Raw genomic sequence first — 18495 nt, forward strand, 5'->3', positions numbered from 1 at the left:
GTGTTCTTTTGTTGCCGGAATTATAGCGGCATGTAACCGGAGAAAGTAAAAAAGAGATGTTTCGTGAACGGAAGCAATCCGATGATTCACGAAAAAACAGCTCACTCCGGTAAAAAAAAGACCGGATCTTTATGAAACGGTCTTAAAAGAAAAGGAGGCAGACATGGAAACAGAAGTTTTAAAAGAACAACACTACGTGGAAGAACTGGTCGATATCATCCGCAGCGGACTTCCGAAAGAGGAACTGATCGACCGGTTATCCGATTATCATGATAACGATATCGCAGATGCGCTCACAAAGCTGACGCCGGATGAGAGACGGGAATTATACCCGCTGATCGGTGTGGAGCGTGTCGCAGAGATCTTCGCATATTTGGATGATGCGGAGCCGTATTTAAAAGAACTCCCGATCGAGAGTGCCGCAAAGATCGTCTCCGAGATGGACTCCGATGATGCGGTCGATGTCCTCGAAGAGATGGATGCGACGACGAAACACAAGATCGTCGGCATGTTGGATAAGGAAGCCAGCGATGACGTCAGACTCCTGTTCTCATACGATGATGACGAGATCGGTAGCCGCATGACGACCAACTTCATCATGATCCACAACCATCTGACGATCCGCCAGGCGATGCGCGAACTGGTCGAGCAGGCGGGAGAGAACGACAATATCTCGACGATCTATGTGATCGATGAGGAAGATAAGTTTTACGGCGCGATCGATCTGAAAGATCTGATCATTGCGAGAGAGTATACGGATCTTGAGGACATTATCAGTCACTCTTACCCGTATGTCATGGACCATGAAAAGGTCAGCGACTGTATCGATAAGATCAGGGATTATGCCGAGGATTCCATTCCGGTGCTGCAGGAAAACGGAACCATTGCCGGCATCATCACCTCCCAGGACATCGTTGAGGCAGTCGATGATGAGATGGGCGATGATTACGCGAAGTTAGCCGGCTTGACCGCGGAGGAAGACTTAAATGAGACGCTGCCGCAGAGTATCAAAAAGAGACTCCCGTGGCTGATCGTGCTGTTATTCCTCGGAATGATCGTCTCCTCGGTTGTCGGCGCATTTGAGTCTGTCGTAGCCGTGATCCCGATCGTCATGTGCTTCCAGTCCCTGATCCTCGACATGGCAGGAAACGTTGGAACCCAGTCCCTGGCTGTTACGATCCGTGTCCTGATGGATGAGCAGCTCACAACAAAGCAGAAGCTGATGCTGGTTGTGAAGGAGATGAAGATTGGTTTTGCGAACGGTCTGTTCCTTGGATTTATGGCATGGATCTTCCTGGGGCTTTACATCTGCGTGATCAAGGGATATCCGATTCATCACGCGATGATGGTTTCCGGCTGTGTTGGTATTTCACTTGTGACAGCGATGGTGATCTCCAGTATGGTGGGAACATTGATCCCGATGTTATTTAAAAAGATCAATATTGATCCGGCGGTCGCTTCCGGTCCGTTGATCACGACGGTGAATGACCTTGTTGCGATCATTGTTTATTATGGTCTTGCGATGCTGTTCCTGATCGATCTGCTGCATGTGTCGGGCTGATGAAAATGTCAGGAGAAACTGTCGGCAGGTAGAATGCCGGATTGTTATAAAATATGAATATTGACGGGAAAAAGGGCTATCCTAGGAATGTAGGGTAGTCTTTTTTATATGCCGGAAAGAGTTTACAGTCAGATTTTTAGGACGGCACATCAAGAGAAAACAGGCGTGGAGAAAGTTGTTGATGTAGGATTTCAGCATGGATTTTCTGTACTTATGACAATTTTTCTCAATCTTTCCTTTTTTAGATGTGCTCCCTTGAAATGAAAAATTGAGTATGATAAAATTATAACAGTTAGCATATACTAACCTGCGCGCGATGCAGTATTAAATGCTTAATGCAAAATTCTCAGGCTCTTGCTGTGAGCAGAACCTGCAGACAAGATCATGTCGGTGCGTGCCCACCTGACTTGGCGGGAAAGCGGCCTTCATGAATACCCGAAAGGAGTTAATGATGATGAATTATCTGGAAATCGAGAAAGTCATTGGAAGAGAGATCCTGGATTCCCGCGGAAATCCTACGGTGGAAGCGGAGGTATATCTGGCAGATGGAACAATCGGGAGAGGAACCGCGCCGAGCGGGGCGTCCACCGGTGAGTTTGAGGCGTTGGAATTAAGAGACGGCGATAAGGCACGTTACGGCGGAAAAGGCGTGACAAAGGCGGTTGAAAATATCAATACGATCATCAATGAGACACTGACAGGAATGGACGCGTCCGATATTTACGCGGTTGACCGGGCCATGATCAAGGCGGACGGAACAAAAGACAAGTCAAAGCTCGGAGCAAACGCGATCCTTGCAGTATCGATCGCATGCGCACGTGCGGCATCGATCTCCTTAGATATCCCGCTGTACAGATTCCTCGGCGGGATCAACGGAAATCGTCTTCCAGTCCCGATGATGAACATCGTGAACGGTGGCTGCCATGCACTTTCTTCCGGACTTGATGTTCAGGAATTCATGGTCATGCCGGTCGGCGCTTCGTCCTTTAAGGAGGCGCTGAGATGGTGTGCGGAGGTTTTCCATGCGCTGGCTGCGATCTTAAAAGAGCGTGGACTTGCGACATCGGTCGGCGATGAAGGCGGCTTTGCTCCGGCGTTAAAGTCCGACGAGGAAGCGATCGAGACGATTCTTGAGGCGGTAAAGAAAGCCGGATATGAGCCGGGCAGTGACTTCCGGATCGCGATGGACGCTGCTTCTTCCGAGTGGAAGACCGGAAAAGTCGGTGAGTACAAGCTCCCGAAGGCGGGAACTGTTTACACATCCGAGCAGCTCATCGAGCACTGGAAGAAGCTTGTGGAGAAGTATCCGATCGTTTCTATTGAAGATGCGCTGGATGAGGAAGACTGGGAAGGATGGAAGAAGCTGACGGCAGAACTTGGAGATAAAGTGCAGCTGGTCGGCGATGACCTCTTTGTGACGAACACGGAGCGACTTTCCAAAGGGATCAAGCTCGGCTGCGGAAATTCCATCCTGATCAAACTGAACCAGATCGGCTCGGTATCCGAGACCCTAGAAGCGATCAAGATGGCACACCGTGCCGGATACACCGCGATCGCGTCCCACCGCTCCGGTGAGACCGAGGATACAACGATCGCCGATCTGGCCGTTGCTCTCAACACCTGCCAGATCAAGACTGGTGCTCCGTCAAGATCTGAGCGTGTCGCGAAATATAACCAGCTTCTGCGGATCGAGGAAGAACTCGGTGAGAGCGCTGTTTATCCGGGAATGGACGCGTTTCATGTAGAGTAAGGAAATAGCGGAAGATATGTCTGATCCGGGCGATCTGCCCGAAATTTCATTTCATAGATTGCACAGGGAGCTCCCCGGTGGCTGATGAGGCTGCCGGGGAGTTCTTTTATTACGCGAACAACGAGCCAAAGTCCGCGGTTGCGCGAGATCTTGGCGACTGTCGCGATAACAAGGGGAAACTCGCGAAGCGTGTTTTTACTTGTTTTATAGGAAATCCAGATGGAACTTACTATGAAATAAAAGGCACTGCGTGCCTAAGATGCGCACTCGCGCGAAGATGAAGATCGTCGCAAGCGACCGCGCTCGGTGCGAGAATGTGACGCGGCACATTTTTTTTAACTTTGATGCAAAAAAGACACGATTATTAGAAAATTTAACACAATATTTTCACAGGATTTTCACAAACTGCTTTTAAGCTATAAAAATAACAGAATCAGGGAATGAGATCATTGTCCTGTGAATATATTGAGCATATTGGGCGTCAGAGACGCCTGTTTGAAATTGAGCAGAGAAACGCGCGGATGTGAGAGTGTGAAGTGCGTCATGATCCGGTTTCAGAAACATGGAACATAATGATGTGGGAAAAGGAGAAAAGATCATGGTGAGAGTTGGAAGAAGGATCGGGTTATTCTTAGCGGCGGCGCTGGTATTGTCCGGATGCAGCAATAATGCTGCAGGAAACGGAAGCAGCGCGGCGCAGACGGAAACGGAGACGAGTCAGGCAGCGACTGAGCGGGCCGGGGAGACGGCGGTGACATCACTGCCGCAGATCGACTCTACGAAGTGGAAATATAATTCTGACGATAAGGTGTACTGGCAGACAGGGATTTCTTACTGTGCAGATCCGGCGGATGAGAAATATGAAACGCTGGGAATTTTTGTCCCGGCGGCATATATGAATGCGAAAGATAATGGGGACGGAACCTTTACATGTACGATCAATAACCAGGCGGCAGTCAAAGGATACACAGCGGATTCCGCACCGATCATGATCCCGGTCAACACGCCGGGATATTCCGCGATGGCAGCTCCGACAGACTATGTGACAGATTCCGCGTCCTACACGGATGCCGGATTTATCTATGTGGCAGCAGGATGCCGCGGACGCGATGCAGGAGCTCCGGCGGGTGTGACAGATCTGAAAGCGGCGATCCGGTACATTCGCTACAATGACGGCGTGATCCCGGGCGATGTGGACCGGGTATTCTCCTTCGGAATGAGCGGCGGCGGAGCACAGAGTGCACTTTTGGGTGCAACCGGCGACAGCGAAGATTATGAGCCGTATCTGACCGTAATCGGGGCAGTTTCCGGCGTCAGTGATGCAGTGACAGGTTCCATGTGCTGGTGCCCGATCACGGAACTTGACTACGCGGATGAGGCGTATGAGTGGAACCTTGGAAATACGAGAACAGACCTCACGGAGAAGGAACAGACACTGTCGAACGGAATGGCAGAGGCATTTGCGCAGTATATCAATGATCTGGGACTCAAGGATTCTTCGGGAAATGTGCTGACATTGACGGAGTCTGAGGAGGGAATCTATCAGTCTGGCACATATTATGAGTATCTGAAAGGTGTGGTGGAGACATCACTGAATAATTTTCTGGAAGATACCACGTTCCCGTATACGGTGGAGACGAAAAAAGGACGCCAGGGCGGCGGCAGAGGTCAGGGCGGACAGAAGCCGGATGGAGCGTTGCAGGACGGAAACGGAATGCCTGATGACATGCAGAAAGGCGATGCTCCGGCAGACGGAAAACAGAGCGGCAGACCAAACGGAAATGCTGGCCAGGGAACTCCTGACTTTTACGCCATGGACGGTGTTGACCGGAATCTCTCTACCGGAGGCGTGACACTTTCTGGCACCTATGAGACAGCACAGGATTACATCGATGCTTTGAATGCGGATGGAATATGGATCAACTATGACAGTGTGGCCAACACGGCAACGATTACCAGCATCGCAGATTTTACAAACGCATGCAAACGTGCCTCTAAGGGAATCGGCGCATTTGATGCCCTGGATGAGAGCCAAGCGGAGAATACCTTATTTGGATACGGCGATGGAACGACGTCCCACTTTGACGCTACGCTGGCAGACCTTTTAAAGAATGACGAGACCTACGGCGCGGCATTCACGGAAGCAATGGAGAAGACAGATTCTGAGGGAAAGACGGTGACTGAGAGGGGAAACATGTACAATCCGCTTTATTACCTCTCAGGCTATTATGATGGTTATCAGAAATCTGCGGTTGCCGATTACTGGCGTATCCGCACCGGAATCGCCCAGAGCGATACCTCTCTCACGACAGAAGTAAATCTGGCGCTGGCGCTGAAAAATTATGGCGCAGATGTGGATTTTGCGACGATCTGGGGGGAAGGCCATACGATGGCAGAGAGTGCCGGGGACTCTGTGACGAACTTTATTGAGTGGGTTAATAAGTGCTTGAAATAAAAGTCTTAGATTAGGATATGATCAAAAAGACTGATATGTCAAACCATTATGATGGAATGAGATATCGGTCTTTTATTTTCGCAGACATGCATCAGGTAGACGCTGCCAGTGGAAGGTTCTGCATGTGATTAACAAATCAGAGCCTAAGCCAGAGGAGGGGGTGTTAGTTATAAAAGCGCGATGAAATTTTGTGCATTAGAAATCCACCAGCAATCATGGATACGACATACAGCAGATTTCCCCAGAAGATACCAGCCGTACACGCGATCTCGTGGAAAACCGGCTGCGAGGACGGATGAAATGGGGATATGTAGAACATGTCAGCGTCAGCGGTGGGACCTACGGCGATGTTGATCACGCAGGCGATTACACAGCATAGGAAAAAGAACGGAAGAATATTCATATAATCCCGCCGTTCATGTCTGGCGATGCCTGACATACAGGATAAAAGTCCAAGGAAGAGCAGAATAAAATGCCACAGGAAGCCATGGAGCGTCATCGTCCAGTACGGATGCATGAGTCCTGGCGGCACAGCCAGAGCCATGATTCCACCCAGCAGCCCGAAATCCTGAAGGAAGGTAGCGGCGCGGCGAAGTGTTTTTTCGGAGTGAAGGAGCGGTGCAGCAAGACAGATGTACATGGGAATGCTGCATAGCTGGAATGGAAAATACCACCAGTCGAAATGCCCATGAAATTCGATGACATATAAAAATGCCTGCTTATAGAGTTCCATGAGTGCGAGAAGTACTCCACAGGAAAAGAAAATATGGCGGAAATACGGTTCAGGCGATGCCATGGACCGTATTTTTTTGCCGAACAACCGCGCAAAAAAGACCGCAAATCCTGCCCCAAAGACGGTCAGCAGAATGTGAAAGGCAGAATAAGGCACCGGGGGTGTCATCGGCCATGCGGTCATGCGCAGGATGGACTGGAGAAAAATGTACATATAAGGACCTTCTTTCAAAAGGATAGTTTTGAAAAACGCGCACCGCATTCTCGTTACTTCAGTGATGAGTTAGGTGCGCTATTTATTTACTAAGACTTCCCACACCGATACGGTGTGTTGAAGCTTGAAAAATGGCTGCTTGCACATGTTTGGGCGGGGATCAGGGTTAAAATCCTCCTGCAAGCAGGCTTGTGTCGGGCTTCGGACCTTTTGCCCCTGACATCACAAATATTAATGCGAAATGAGAGATCTGTCAAACCTCACGGACGTTCAACTTGATTTTGGATTCTTTGATAGTCTGTCTGGAAATGTCATATTTTATATGATAAGATAAAAGAAAACTGCGGGGAGTGCGTATGGTGACAGGAAGTGGAGAAAAACGATTTCATGACCAGATATCATGGCTGATGTTTCTATTCAGCATATTTGTGATATGGGTCCACTCTTATAATGTGGATCTGTTTTCCGGTGGGGCGCGGGATGGGATATGGAGTCTTGCGGACCGGATCGAAAATTTCGTGTCGGTGGGACTGGGACAAATCGCCGTTCCTGGCTTTTTCCTGCTGTCCTCCTACCTGTTTTTCCGGAATTTTTCCTGGGAGAAGCTGACCGGAAAATGGAAGAGCCGGGTATTCAGCGTCCTGATCCCTTATGTAGTCTGGAATATCATCTACTATCTGGGCTATATGGCAGCATCCCGGTTTCTCGCCATACGATCCGTGGTCGGACGTGACATCATTCCATTTTCCGTGCAGGAGATCTGGCGGGCGGTCTCACAGTATGCATACGCGCCGATTTTCTGGTATCTTTATCAGCTGATCTTCCTGATCATCGTGTCACCGCTGATCTACGCACTTGTTAAGAATCGGGCGATCGGTCTTTTCTGGATCGTGGGACTTGTATTTGCAGTTCATCTCCATCTGGATATGCGCCATCCGAATACGGACGCCCTGCTTTACTATTCGGTTGCTGCATACTTTGCAGTCCATCGGCGCGGGCTGGTGGAGAGAAGTATGGAGGAAGAAGCAGCCGGGTGGGAGGAAGATCATGGAACGAAAGAAAAGAAAGCTGCTCCAGAGGACAAAGATGGAAATACAGCCAGTGTCATCCCGGACTATGTGAGAAGGCGCTGTTTTGCAGAAGGTCTGGCGGGAGTCGTGATCTCTGTATTTTGTTACCGGAGGACGATGGCACCTGAAGCAGCCGTCCTTTGGACCTGCTTTTATCGTATGGCTGTGCCGATGACGTGCTGGGCCTTTGCCTGCGGAGTGCGTCTTCCGAAGATCCGTCCATGGATGCGCCAAAGCATGTTCCTTTATGCGATCCATTATATCGTTGTACGATTCGTAAACAAAGGAATAGCTGTTGCGGCAAGACAGCTTGCCGGATCTGTATCCGCTGCGGGAATCGCGTTGATTGTTTATTTCCTGCTTCCTGCGATCGCCGTGATGGTTTCTTACATCCTCGCCAAATTCTTTGTCCGCTTCCTGCCGGGAGTGTGGAGAGTGCTGTCGGGAGGGCGAAAGTTGGAAGGATAGGGAATAAGAAATGCAGAAAATCCGTTACTGTCGGCGTACCGCATGGACAGCAGCATGTAAAATTCAAGTGTTCTTTTTTGTAAAAAATGCTAATAGTATTTCGATAAGAAATCCATTATACTATCAGTGAAAGAGTTAATCTTTCCTTCGCAGATGAGACGAGTGACGGTTCCGACTCGTCGGTAAAATAAAAAGTGACCGAACAATGAGACGAGTGACGGTTCTGACTCGTCGGTAAAATAAAAAATGACCGAGCGAAGAATCTTTGAGGGAGGAGAAATCCTCCCTTTTCTATACCAGTCTATTTTTCTTAGGGGATTCTTACCATGAGTACATCAACTAAATTTTATATAAAGAACTATAAATGAGCAAATTTGAAAAACTGCACTATTAAGTCTATCACATGCAGACATAAAGAATACTAAGCGGACCAATGTCCATGTTACGTGCACAATAAGTTATAATTTTTGTGCACTTTTCGGTATTTGCTCATTTATAGTAAAGAAATTAAGCAAAGAATTCTATCAGAGGTATTCACCTAAAATATATGAAGAAATTTTAAGCAAAGAGGATAGACCATATTCATGGCTTCTTGTTAAACAACATGGATACTTTATATGTGTACCGTTTACGGACTGAAATACGTCATAAATATGCGTATCATTTCCAGGCATCAGAAAGATCGGGAAAGCATCATTCAGGGCTGGATTTTACAAAGTTGGTAATTGTCACCAATCAAGAATTTATAAATGAAGGTATCGTTGTTGTTGATCAGGACGAATACAAAGAAATTATATATAATATTGGAAAGATAGTAGATTCTGTGATAAAATTTGTTGATGATTATGTCGAACATATAAAAGGAATAAAAAAGCTTCATGAAAGAGAATTTGAACGTCGATATCATTTTTCATCATTAAAGTACTTTAAGAGAGAATTGGGACTCAGTCAGAAAAAAGAACCGGAGGAAGAGAATATGCTGAGAGATAACGTAAAAAAATACTATCTGGAACAGGATTATAATTGTGCGGAGGCGATCTTACGATGTATTGACGAGGAATACGGGATCGGTCTTACGGAAGACGATTTCAAGCTGGTCAGTGCGTTTGGCGGCGGAATGGGATGCGGATCATCCTGCGGCGCATTATGCGGTGCGATGGCAGCACTGGGACGGCTGACGGTAAATACCCGTGCCCATGCGACCGATGGTTTTAAGGATACGTGCGCGGACCTTGTAGAGGAATTCCGCAAGAAGCTTGGAAACACAGACTGCTCAGAGCTGGTAAAGATCTATAAGAAAGACGATGTGCGCTGTCTGGAAACCGTCTGTCTTGCAGCAGATGTATTTGAAGAGTTCTATAATACGTATATTGCAGAAAATAAGATTGGGAAAATTAAAGAAATGTGAACGGACGGAATAGGTTACTGCACACGGGTAGGAATTTTCTGAACTGAAAATTCCGTACAATACAGTGGTGGTAGTGGATTTTGCTGATTCGGAATGCGAAGCATCGGCAAAATCAGTTACTGTTTGCGCAAGGCGTGTACAGTAACCGGAATAGAACTGATATACTGTGAGAATTGTTCAGAGACTTGCAACATCAAAAACCATGTAGTATAATATATACGGTTAGCAAGAACTAACTTATATATTTTAAACATTTATAGTCCTAATAGATCAATACATGGTGAAAAAATGACATTACAACAACTGAAATACTACTGCATGGTCTGCGAATGCCACAGCATTACGCAGGCCGCGAAAAAATCTTTTGTGACGCAGCCCGCGGTCACGGCTGCGATCCGTGAACTGGAGAAGGAATATGCGGTCCGCCTGGTGGATAAGGAAGGAAAAAGTATCCGACTCACGAAGGCGGGGGAAGGATTTTACCAATATGCGTCTCAGATGCTGGATCACGCGAAGGAATTCGATGACCAAGTACATAGTATGGTAAAACTTACGAGAAATCTGCGGATCGGACTGACAAAATCTGCGGGTTCTGCCGTCTACATGGAGTATTTTTCAAATGAGGCCGAAAAGTATCAGAATGTGGAGATAAAAGTGACCGTGGATTCTACATCAGAGCTGATCGAGAAACTGCGGGACAAGAAGCTGGATGCCGTTCTGGTCCTGAATCACGGTGGAGATCCAATGGAAAATGATTTGGAATGGGCGGAACTTAAGACTACAGAAATGCTGTACTGTGTCTCGAAAAACCATGCGCTGGCACACGAAGAGCGGATCACAGTACCGATGATTGCGAAAGAAAAGATGGTATCCACAAAACACGATCATCACAAGACAGAGGCATTACGGCAGCTGTTCTTACAGGCAGGTTATGAGGAGGGGCCGCAGGTCTTATGGAGATACGATCAGCAGAGCACGGCGCTTCAGATGATCGCCGCAAATATGGCGACAGGGTACTTTCCGGCGGAGGCAATCTGTCAGAATGATGGAATCGTTGGAAAACAGCTGGAAGGCGATAAGTCTGTTCCAATCTGCATTGCCTGGACAAAAGATAGCTGGAAGCAGGAAGAAGTGCAGCAGTTTATAAAAGGAATCATGAAATTTTACGGGGCGGTCCGATAGCGGGCCGTCTTTTTTGATGCGCACTCGCGCAAAGATGTAGATTGTCGCAAGCGACCGCGCTCGGCGGAAGAATGTGCCAGGCTCATTTTTAATATATCATAGCTTTTATTTATAAATGAATAATTTAATTTATTTTACAAAATTCAGAAAATGATGTATAGTTAGCCATATCTAATTAGTCACAACTAACAGATAAGCCATGTGTAAGGAGACAACAATGGATCGAGGAATTCTGGAAAATAAAAAAAGACCGGCGATGTTCATCATGATCATCGCTCTGATCGCCCTGTTTCTGGTACTGATCTGTGTAGGACGCTATCCGATCAGTCCGTTTCGGGCATTCGAAATTATAGGGAGATCGTTCGTCGGAAAGACCGATGGAATGGATGTATACGAGTCAAGTGTGATACTGAGTATCCGTCTTCCGAGAATCCTTATGGGAATTCTGGTGGGAGCCGGGCTTTCTGTTTCCGGCGCGATTTATCAGGCCGTTTTCGGAAATCCGCTCGTAAGCCCGGATATTCTCGGAGTTTCTTCGGGAGCTGGATTTGGCGCGGCATTGGCGATCCTGTTATCGTGCGGCATGGCTGCCACACAGGTGACCGCACTCGGCTGCGGCCTTCTGGCAGTGGTGGTCGTTCTGAACCTGTCACGCATCAAGAGGCGCAGCGAACTGTTCGTGCTGGTGCTATCGGGCGTTATTGTGAAGTCCATGTTTGATGCGCTAGTTTCTTTTATCAAGTACATCGCGGATCCGGAGGACAAGCTTCCGACGATCACCATGTGGCTGATGGGAAGTCTGGCAAATGTCTCATACAGGGATGTCCTGCTCTGCGCAGCAATTGAGATTCCGTGTCTGGCAGTGGCCATGATCCTTCGCTGGAAGATGAACCTGCTTTCACTGGAACAGGAGGAAGCCAGATCTTTAGGAATCAACGTCAAAAAGCTTCGTCTCGCCGTGATCCTGATCGCGACGATCATGACTGCGGTCACCGTGTCCGTCTGCGGCATTATCGGATGGATCGGGCTGGTGATTCCCCATATTGCGCGACTTCTGATCGGAAATGACCACCGGACACTGATTCCGGCAAGTGCTCTTATGGGTTCGATCTACCTGCTGTTGATCGATACGGCAGCCAGGGCGGCAACAGCGGGAGAGGTTCCGCTATCCATTCTGACAGCGATGGTCGGCGCTCCATTTTTTGCCGTGATCCTCAGAAAAACGTCAGGAGGCAGGGAATGATACTGGAAGTAAACAATGGCAGTTTTTCTTATGGACAAAGGGAAATCTTGAGGAATGTCTCATTCTGCCTGGAGAAGCAGAAGATCATGACGATCTTAGGTCCGAACGGTGTGGGAAAAACGACTCTTCTAAAATGCATCATGGGTTTTTTGCCATGGAACAGGGGAGAGGCGCGGATCCTTGAGAAGAATTTAAACGCATATTCCGATAAAGAACTCTGGAAACAGATCAGCTATGTGCCGCAGGCAAAACGGAGCGCATTCTCCTATGGAGTTCTGGAAATGGTCGTCATGGGGCTCGACAAAGAGAACAGTTTCTTCTATACCCCGAAAAAAGATCATTTTGACCGGGCTAATGAGATGCTAAAGGAACTGGGTGTCGGAAAACTTGCTGGGAGGTACTGCAACGAACTGTCCGGCGGCGAGCTGCAGATGGTAATGCTTGCGCGGGCATTGGTCTCAGGACCGAAACTTCTGATCTTAGATGAGCCGGAGTCAAATCTGGACATGAAGAACCAGCTGCGGGTTTTGGACGCGATCTCGTATATCAATCAGGAAAAGAATACGGCCTGCATCATCAACACACATTTCCCGGCCCATGCGCTGCAGCTGTCAGATAAGACGTTGCTGCTGGGACAAAATTATCGGCAGAAGTTTGGAGACACGGCGGAGATCATTACCGAAAACAATGTGGAAGAATTTTTCCAGACGCATGCCAGAATTCTGGATTTTTCAGCGGAAGGAAGAACCTACCGAACGATCGCACCTTACCGGATCACTGACAATGACCGGGAAGATGAGGAAGAGAGGAGAGAAAAATGAAGTATACAGTTTTAGGACGTTCAGGAATTTCCGTGTCCAGAATTTCCATGGGGACCCATCATCTGAACGATCCGGCAGATATGGACAAACATGTTCAAAACTTCTTATATGCCTATAAAAAAGGAATCAATTTTTTTGAGACATCCGTCACCTACGGGGAAGGATATTCGGAACTGATACTGGGAGAGGCGGTAAAAGAAATGAAAAAGGAAGGCCGCCCGTTCTTCATCATGTCAAAGACACATGCAGGAGATCATGAAACATTTAGACGGGATCTGGAAAATTCCCTGAAACGGCTTGGTGTGGACAGCATCGATGCGTTTACCTGCCTCTGGGGCGTTAAAAGCGGCGTAGAATGGAGCGGCGCGAAGGCATATGGAGCACTCAAAGAGATGGAGAGGGCCAGAGAAGAGGGACTGATAAAACATATCGCGATCTCCGCGCATATGAAAAATCAGGAACTCGAACCGATCGTAAAAGAGTATCCCTTTGACTACAGTGTGCAGGGGTTCAATGTGGTCAACAGCGCGTACCGGGCGGACGGACTGAAAGCAACATGGGAAAGCGGGGCGGGAACCATAGCCATGAATCCGCTGGCAACGGGAGATATTCTGAAATATTCCCATATTTTTGACGCGATACGGATCCGGGAAGATCAGAGTCTCGTGCAGGCGGCTTACAGCTATGTGCTGTCGATCCCATGGGTACATTCCGTTCTGGGAACCTTTAATTCAAAGGAACAGATCGATGAGGCATTATCTGTTCTGGAAGAAGCGCCTTACAGTGAGGCGGAACTGAAAAAAGTGCAGACATGTCTGAAAGAGAGAATTAGAGGTACTTCTCTTAAAGAGCGGATCGACACTGGAAAAGGATTGCGCCAGAGACCGTATATCCTGCGGGAAGAGGCGGCAGATCTGATGGAGGTTTATCCTTTAAGTGTTTAAATAAGGTATTCATATAGCATTATAAATTTAGAAAACTAACGGAGGAATAAAGACATGAGAAAAATGATGGGATTCGTTTTAGCGGGAGCTGCTGCATTTGTGCTGACTGCCTGCAGCGGAAACAATGCCAGCCAGAGTACGGAGGCGGCTGCGACAACAGTTCCTGAGACGCAGACAGAAGCGGCAGCTGAGACGGAGAGCGGAAGCTATACAGTCACAGATGTGCGCGGAAAGGAGATCGAATTTGACGCGGTTCCGGAGCGTGTTGCCACAGTCGGCAAGCCGTTCCCGTCCATCTACTATGCGATCGAGGGCGCAACGGACAATATCGTCGGCTGCAACCCATCTTCCATCACAGCGTACAATGAAAGCGTGCTGAAGGACATGTACCCGCAGCTGGAAAATGCAGAGACAGACTGGTGTACAAAGGATTCCACCGTAAATGTTGAGGAACTCCTGAAACTGCGCCCGGATGTTGTATTCATCTATTCAACGAAAGACAAGGAAATCGAGAAGATGGAAAACGCGGGACTTAAAGTTGTGGCACTTCGAAGCGCGGAACTGGACAGTGTAAAAGAAAATCTTCAGATCATTGCAGCTGTTTGCCAGAAAGAAGAGCGCGGAGAGCAGCTGGTGCAGTATATTGACGAGGGAATCGAGGAGGTCACCTCATGCCTTGCCGATGTGTCAGAAGAGGACAAACCGACAGTCGTTGAGCTTTACAGTGATATGAATGTGTCCGTAAAACAGTATAACCACTGGATGATTCCGAGCGGAGCTAAAAATCCGGCGGAAGATCTGACGGGAAAAATGGCAGAGGTTGATATGGAGCAGATGCTTTTATGGAATCCGGATATTATCTATATTGGAAACCATTCAGATCTGATGCCGTCTGATCTTCTTGAGAATAAACAGGAAGGAAGAGACTGGTCCGTTATCAATGCAGTGAAGAATCATCAGGTCTATAAAATCCCGATCGGCGCTTACCGTTGGGATCCGGCAGGTGTGGAGACACCGCTCATGGTCAAGTGGGCTGCAAAGATCCAGTACCCGGATATTTTCGCTAATATGGACATGAAAGAGGAAGTGAAGGAATTCTTCGAGCTTGTTTATCAGTATGAGTTGACAGATGAACAGGTCTCTGAAATTCTGGACAACAGACAGGAATAATACATGAGGAATCTTAAGAAAAAGGAGAAATAAAAATGGAAAAGATTACAGTGCTTGAAAAGGGACAGAAACTTGAATTCAGCTTCGAGGACCTGTTAAAGTATCACGGAGTAGGATATCCGGGCGGTGTAGCACACGCGTTTCAGGTCATGCAGAGAGCGTTTCCGCTGCTTGATGACGGAAAACTTCTGGAGCGCAGGGAAATCGAGCTCGTTACCGCATTTCCGGGTCCTGGAGGACGGGATGCTTTCGAGATGGTTACCCGCTGCGTTACTGACGGACAGATCCATGTGGACAAAGATCTGCCGGAGGCAGCAGGCATTCTGGAAAGCCCCCATGGAAGATATTATTTCCGGTTCAGCTACAGAGGAAAGACGGTGGTTGTCACCATTCGCCCGGGCTTTGTACGTCAGGATTTTATTGAGATGGCAAGAAAACCAAACCGCACCGAGGAAGAAGAGGTGATCCTGGCACAGATGAAGCGGGATATGGCAAAACGTCTTCTTGATGCAAAGCCGGAAGAGGTTTATGACGCAGTGATTTTATAGGAAGGCAAAGGCTGGCTGCCGGTGGAAAACTCTGCCCGCGGTCTGCCTTAACCTGTTTTACGGGGAGATAATGGGGAAAAAGCAGGACTCGTGAGAACAATTGTGGATAATCCACTAAAATCACAAAAAATCAAGGAAAATCCACTTGCATTAGCAGTATGTATATGCTATAATTATTAAGCTGTTCTGGCGGAACAGGACATATGGCTGTAAAGCTGTATTATTTTTTATTAACGTAACGTGACTGTCAGTCATGTACCAAAAATTTTAAAGAGGTGAAAATCATGAAACAGGGAATCCACCCAAATTACTATCAGGCCAAGGTCGTTTGCAACTGCGGTAATGAATTTGTAACTGGTTCTACCAAGAAAGACATTCACGTAGAAATCTGTTCCAAATGCCATTCATTCTATACTGGTCAGCAGAAGGCTGCTTCCGCTCGCGGACGTATCGAGATGTTCAACCGTAAGTATGGTATGAAAACAGACAAATAAGGTTTGATTAGTGAAAGGTTGAGCTTTTGGATAACTCTGAAAACTCAGCCTTTTTTGTCATACAGGGAATCAAGGAGAAAAAATCAACGCAAGCTTGCTTGCAGGGGATTTTTTATCTTTGATTCCCGCACAAACATGAACAAGCAGCCATTTTTCGTAAGAAAAATGAGCGGATTGTGAATGCTTGTGGAGAATCGCGGGAGCACGAAGTGCGGAGCGATTCTGGTATGACACTATGAGACATATATGGAGGTAAAATCTTGAAATATTCCGGTATCGGGGGACAGGCAGTATTAGAAGGTATCATGATGAAGAATAAGGACAATTATGCCACGGCTGTCAGAAAGCCGGATGGTGAGATCGTCGTAAAAAAAGATACCTATGTGAGTATGACTGAAAAAGTAAAGTTTTTCTCCCTGCCGTTTGTGAGAGGAATCTTTAATTTCGCGGACTCCATGATCCTGGGAATGAGATCGCTGACCTGGTCGGCCAGCTTTTTTGAGGACGACGAGGAAGATGAGGAACCGGGAAAGTTCGAGAAATTTTTAATCGATACATTTGGCGAAAAAGTGGACAACATCGTCATGTCGGCGGTGATGGTATTCTCCGTCCTGATGGCGATTGCGATCTTTATGGTGCTTCCGCTTTTGATCGCGGGGATTTTCCGGAAATTTATCCACTCTGAGACTGTGATGGCAATCCTTGAGGGTTGTATCCGGATCGGGATCTTTATCACATATATCAAAGTGATCTCCCGGATGAATGACATCAAGCGGACGTTCATGTACCACGGGTCAGAACATAAATGCATCAACTGTCTGGAGCATGGACTCGTGCTCAACGTGGAAAACGTCAGAAAGAGCTCCAAGGAGCACAAGCGCTGCGGAACGAGCTTCCTTCTGATCGTCATGGTGATCAGTATCCTGTTTTTCATGGTGATTCGCGTGGACACGATCTGGCTGCGCATCGTCAGCCGTATCGTTCTGATCCCGGTGATCGCAGGCGTTTCCTATGAGGTTCTCCGCCTTGCGGGAACGAGCAACTCGAAGATCATGGACATCGTCAGCCGCCCGGGCATGTGGATGCAGGGACTTACGACGAAGGAGCCGGACGATTCGATGATCGAGGTGGCGATCGCTGCGGTGGAGGCAGTGTTTGACTGGAAGAAATATCTGGAAGAGAATTTCCCGGAGCAGTATCCGGACGGATACTTCGAAAAGGAAGGCCGGAGCGGAGAGAATGCGCAGGAGATCACGGCATGAGTGAGCACATAAAAAACATGGCGGACAGCTGTGGGCAGACCGCAGAAAACGAGAGCCTGGCGACGTCCCGAGATTCATTAAAAATCTGGGCTGATGTCCTGAATTACGGAAAACAGGTTTTAAAGGACGCCGGGATCGCAGAGGCAGATCTCGACTCCTGGTACCTGTTTGAGCAGATCTTCGGGATCTCCAGGGCACAGTACTTTATGTGTGCGAGAGACCGGATCACGGATCGTGCAGCGCAGGGGAAAAGTGTGCCGGAACATAGTGCTGATCGTGTGAAATGTGGAAATAGCTCAGAAGAGAACCCGGATCCTCTGAAGCAGAAGCTGGACGCCTACGACGCGGCGTTAAAGAAGCGCGCATCCCACATCCCGCTCCAGCAGATCATCGGACAGCAGGAGTTCATGGGACTCTCATTTTTCGTGAATGAGCATGTGCTGATCCCGAGACAGGATACGGAGACACTGGTGGAGCTTGTATTGAACGAGCAGAAAGACAGGAATTGTTCCATTCTTGACATGTGTACCGGCTCCGGGTGCATTGCGATCAGCTTGAAAAAACTCGGTGGATACCGGCATGTGGAAGGTGCGGATATTTCGGAGAAAGCGCTGAAGGTCGCAAAGAAAAATGCGGAAGATATCTTAGGGATGGACAGAGATACTGAGCTGGTCAGCGTCAAAAACTGTGCTGACACTCCAGAACAAAATTGGCAAAATTTATCAGACAGTCAAAATAAATATGATAATTTTGCAAATTCCAAGTTATCTGGAGCATTAGATATAAGCAACTCTTCGGAGACAGTAAATTTCCGCCGTACGGACATGTTCCGCGCATTCCAGCCGTCGGAGAAGTTCGATGTGATCGTCTCCAACCCGCCCTACATTCCCAGCGCTGTGATCGAGGAGCTGGAACCGGAAGTGCGGGACCATGAGCCGCGGGGCGCATTGGACGGAACCGCGGACGGACTTTATTTTTACAGGATCCTGGCAGAAGAGTGCGGAAAGCATCTGACGCCGGGCGGACATGTATATTTTGAGATCGGATATGACCAGGGAGCCGCAGTGAAGGAACTGTTGGATGCCCATGGTTTTCAGGATACAAAAGTGATCAAGGATCTGCCGGGAAAGGACCGCGTCGTGTGCGGGACCTGGCAGGCTGCAGGTGTATGAG

General features: G+C 48.0%; 15 protein-coding genes and 1 pseudogene. 15 read left to right on the forward strand and 1 reads right to left on the reverse strand.

The annotated features are described in order from the left end of the window. The first annotated feature begins 163 nt into the window (after positions 1–163). The 3 genes from mgtE to ACI3EW_RS02380 all read left to right on the forward strand — a co-directional run bounded on the left by mgtE (position 164) and on the right by ACI3EW_RS02380 (position 5766). Entirely contained in the window at positions 164–1561 is a 1398-nt protein-coding gene (gene mgtE / locus ACI3EW_RS02370; protein ID WP_215702147.1) for a magnesium transporter, read from the forward strand. A 454-nt stretch (positions 1562–2015) separates the two neighbouring features. Then, positions 2016–3311, forward strand: coding sequence for a phosphopyruvate hydratase (eno, locus tag ACI3EW_RS02375; RefSeq protein ID WP_118530385.1), 1296 nt, complete (start codon positions 2016–2018; stop codon positions 3309–3311). A gap of 598 nt (positions 3312–3909) precedes the next feature. Continuing rightward, positions 3910–5766 carry a subtype A tannase gene (locus ACI3EW_RS02380; protein WP_405579158.1) on the forward strand — a complete coding sequence of 619 codons (1857 nt, stop codon included), beginning with the start codon at positions 3910–3912 and terminating at the stop codon, positions 5764–5766. A gap of 163 nt (positions 5767–5929) precedes the next feature. Here ACI3EW_RS02380 and ACI3EW_RS02385 read toward each other — a convergent pair whose 3' ends face one another. After that, entirely contained in the window at positions 5930–6760 is an 831-nt protein-coding gene (locus tag ACI3EW_RS02385) for a TMEM164 family acyltransferase (RefSeq protein ID WP_483879997.1), read from the reverse strand. A gap of 308 nt (positions 6761–7068) precedes the next feature. Between ACI3EW_RS02385 and ACI3EW_RS02390 the strand changes: the two genes are divergently transcribed. The 12 genes and pseudogenes from ACI3EW_RS02390 to ACI3EW_RS02445 all read left to right on the forward strand — a co-directional run bounded on the left by ACI3EW_RS02390 (position 7069) and on the right by ACI3EW_RS02445 (position 18494). Continuing rightward, positions 7069–8250: an acyltransferase family protein gene (locus tag ACI3EW_RS02390; RefSeq protein ID WP_215702144.1), complete on the forward strand. Its 1182-nt coding sequence runs from the start codon at positions 7069–7071 to the stop codon at positions 8248–8250. Positions 8251–8854: 604 nt separating this feature from the next. Further along, positions 8855–9178, forward strand: a pseudogene (gene tenpIN / locus ACI3EW_RS02395) (type III toxin-antitoxin system TenpIN family toxin); the annotation flags it as partial. Positions 9179–9226: 48 nt separating this feature from the next. After that, positions 9227–9658, forward strand: coding sequence for a C-GCAxxG-C-C family (seleno)protein (locus ACI3EW_RS02400; protein ID WP_215702143.1), 432 nt, complete (start codon positions 9227–9229; stop codon positions 9656–9658). A gap of 288 nt (positions 9659–9946) precedes the next feature. Next, on the forward strand, positions 9947–10840 hold the full coding sequence (locus ACI3EW_RS02405; protein WP_405579163.1) for a LysR family transcriptional regulator: 894 nt from the start codon (positions 9947–9949) through the stop codon (positions 10838–10840). Positions 10841–11057: 217 nt separating this feature from the next. Further along, positions 11058–12083, forward strand: coding sequence for a FecCD family ABC transporter permease (locus ACI3EW_RS02410; RefSeq protein WP_118600149.1), 1026 nt, complete (start codon positions 11058–11060; stop codon positions 12081–12083). Continuing rightward, on the forward strand, positions 12080–12904 hold the full coding sequence (locus tag ACI3EW_RS02415; RefSeq protein WP_215702141.1) for an ABC transporter ATP-binding protein: 825 nt from the start codon (positions 12080–12082) through the stop codon (positions 12902–12904). The genes ACI3EW_RS02410 and ACI3EW_RS02415 overlap by 4 nt, the downstream gene beginning before the upstream one ends. Next, complete coding sequence (locus ACI3EW_RS02420) at positions 12901–13848, forward strand: aldo/keto reductase (RefSeq protein WP_118600147.1); 948 nt, start codon at positions 12901–12903, stop codon at positions 13846–13848. The genes ACI3EW_RS02415 and ACI3EW_RS02420 overlap by 4 nt, the downstream gene beginning before the upstream one ends. Positions 13849–13902: 54 nt before the next feature. Beyond that, positions 13903–15018 carry an ABC transporter substrate-binding protein gene (locus ACI3EW_RS02425; protein ID WP_405579169.1) on the forward strand — a complete coding sequence of 372 codons (1116 nt, stop codon included), beginning with the start codon at positions 13903–13905 and terminating at the stop codon, positions 15016–15018. Between the two features lie 35 nt (positions 15019–15053). Continuing rightward, complete coding sequence (locus ACI3EW_RS02430; RefSeq protein ID WP_215702139.1) at positions 15054–15566, forward strand: hypothetical protein; 513 nt, start codon at positions 15054–15056, stop codon at positions 15564–15566. Between the two features lie 284 nt (positions 15567–15850). Next, positions 15851–16060: a 50S ribosomal protein L31 gene (gene rpmE, locus ACI3EW_RS02435; RefSeq protein WP_015552500.1), complete on the forward strand. Its 210-nt coding sequence runs from the start codon at positions 15851–15853 to the stop codon at positions 16058–16060. A gap of 260 nt (positions 16061–16320) precedes the next feature. Continuing rightward, positions 16321–17322, forward strand: coding sequence for a DUF1385 domain-containing protein (locus ACI3EW_RS02440; RefSeq protein WP_118530175.1), 1002 nt, complete (start codon positions 16321–16323; stop codon positions 17320–17322). Beyond that, positions 17319–18494, forward strand: a complete 1176-nt coding sequence (locus ACI3EW_RS02445; RefSeq protein ID WP_405579174.1) for a N5-glutamine methyltransferase family protein — start codon at positions 17319–17321, stop codon at positions 18492–18494. Before ACI3EW_RS02440 ends, ACI3EW_RS02445 begins: the two co-directional genes overlap by 4 nt. Position 18495 lies beyond the last annotated feature (1 nt).

It is taken from the genome of Pilosibacter rotomagensis, assembly GCF_045062245.2.
GTDB lineage: Bacteria > Bacillota > Clostridia > Lachnospirales > Lachnospiraceae > Pilosibacter.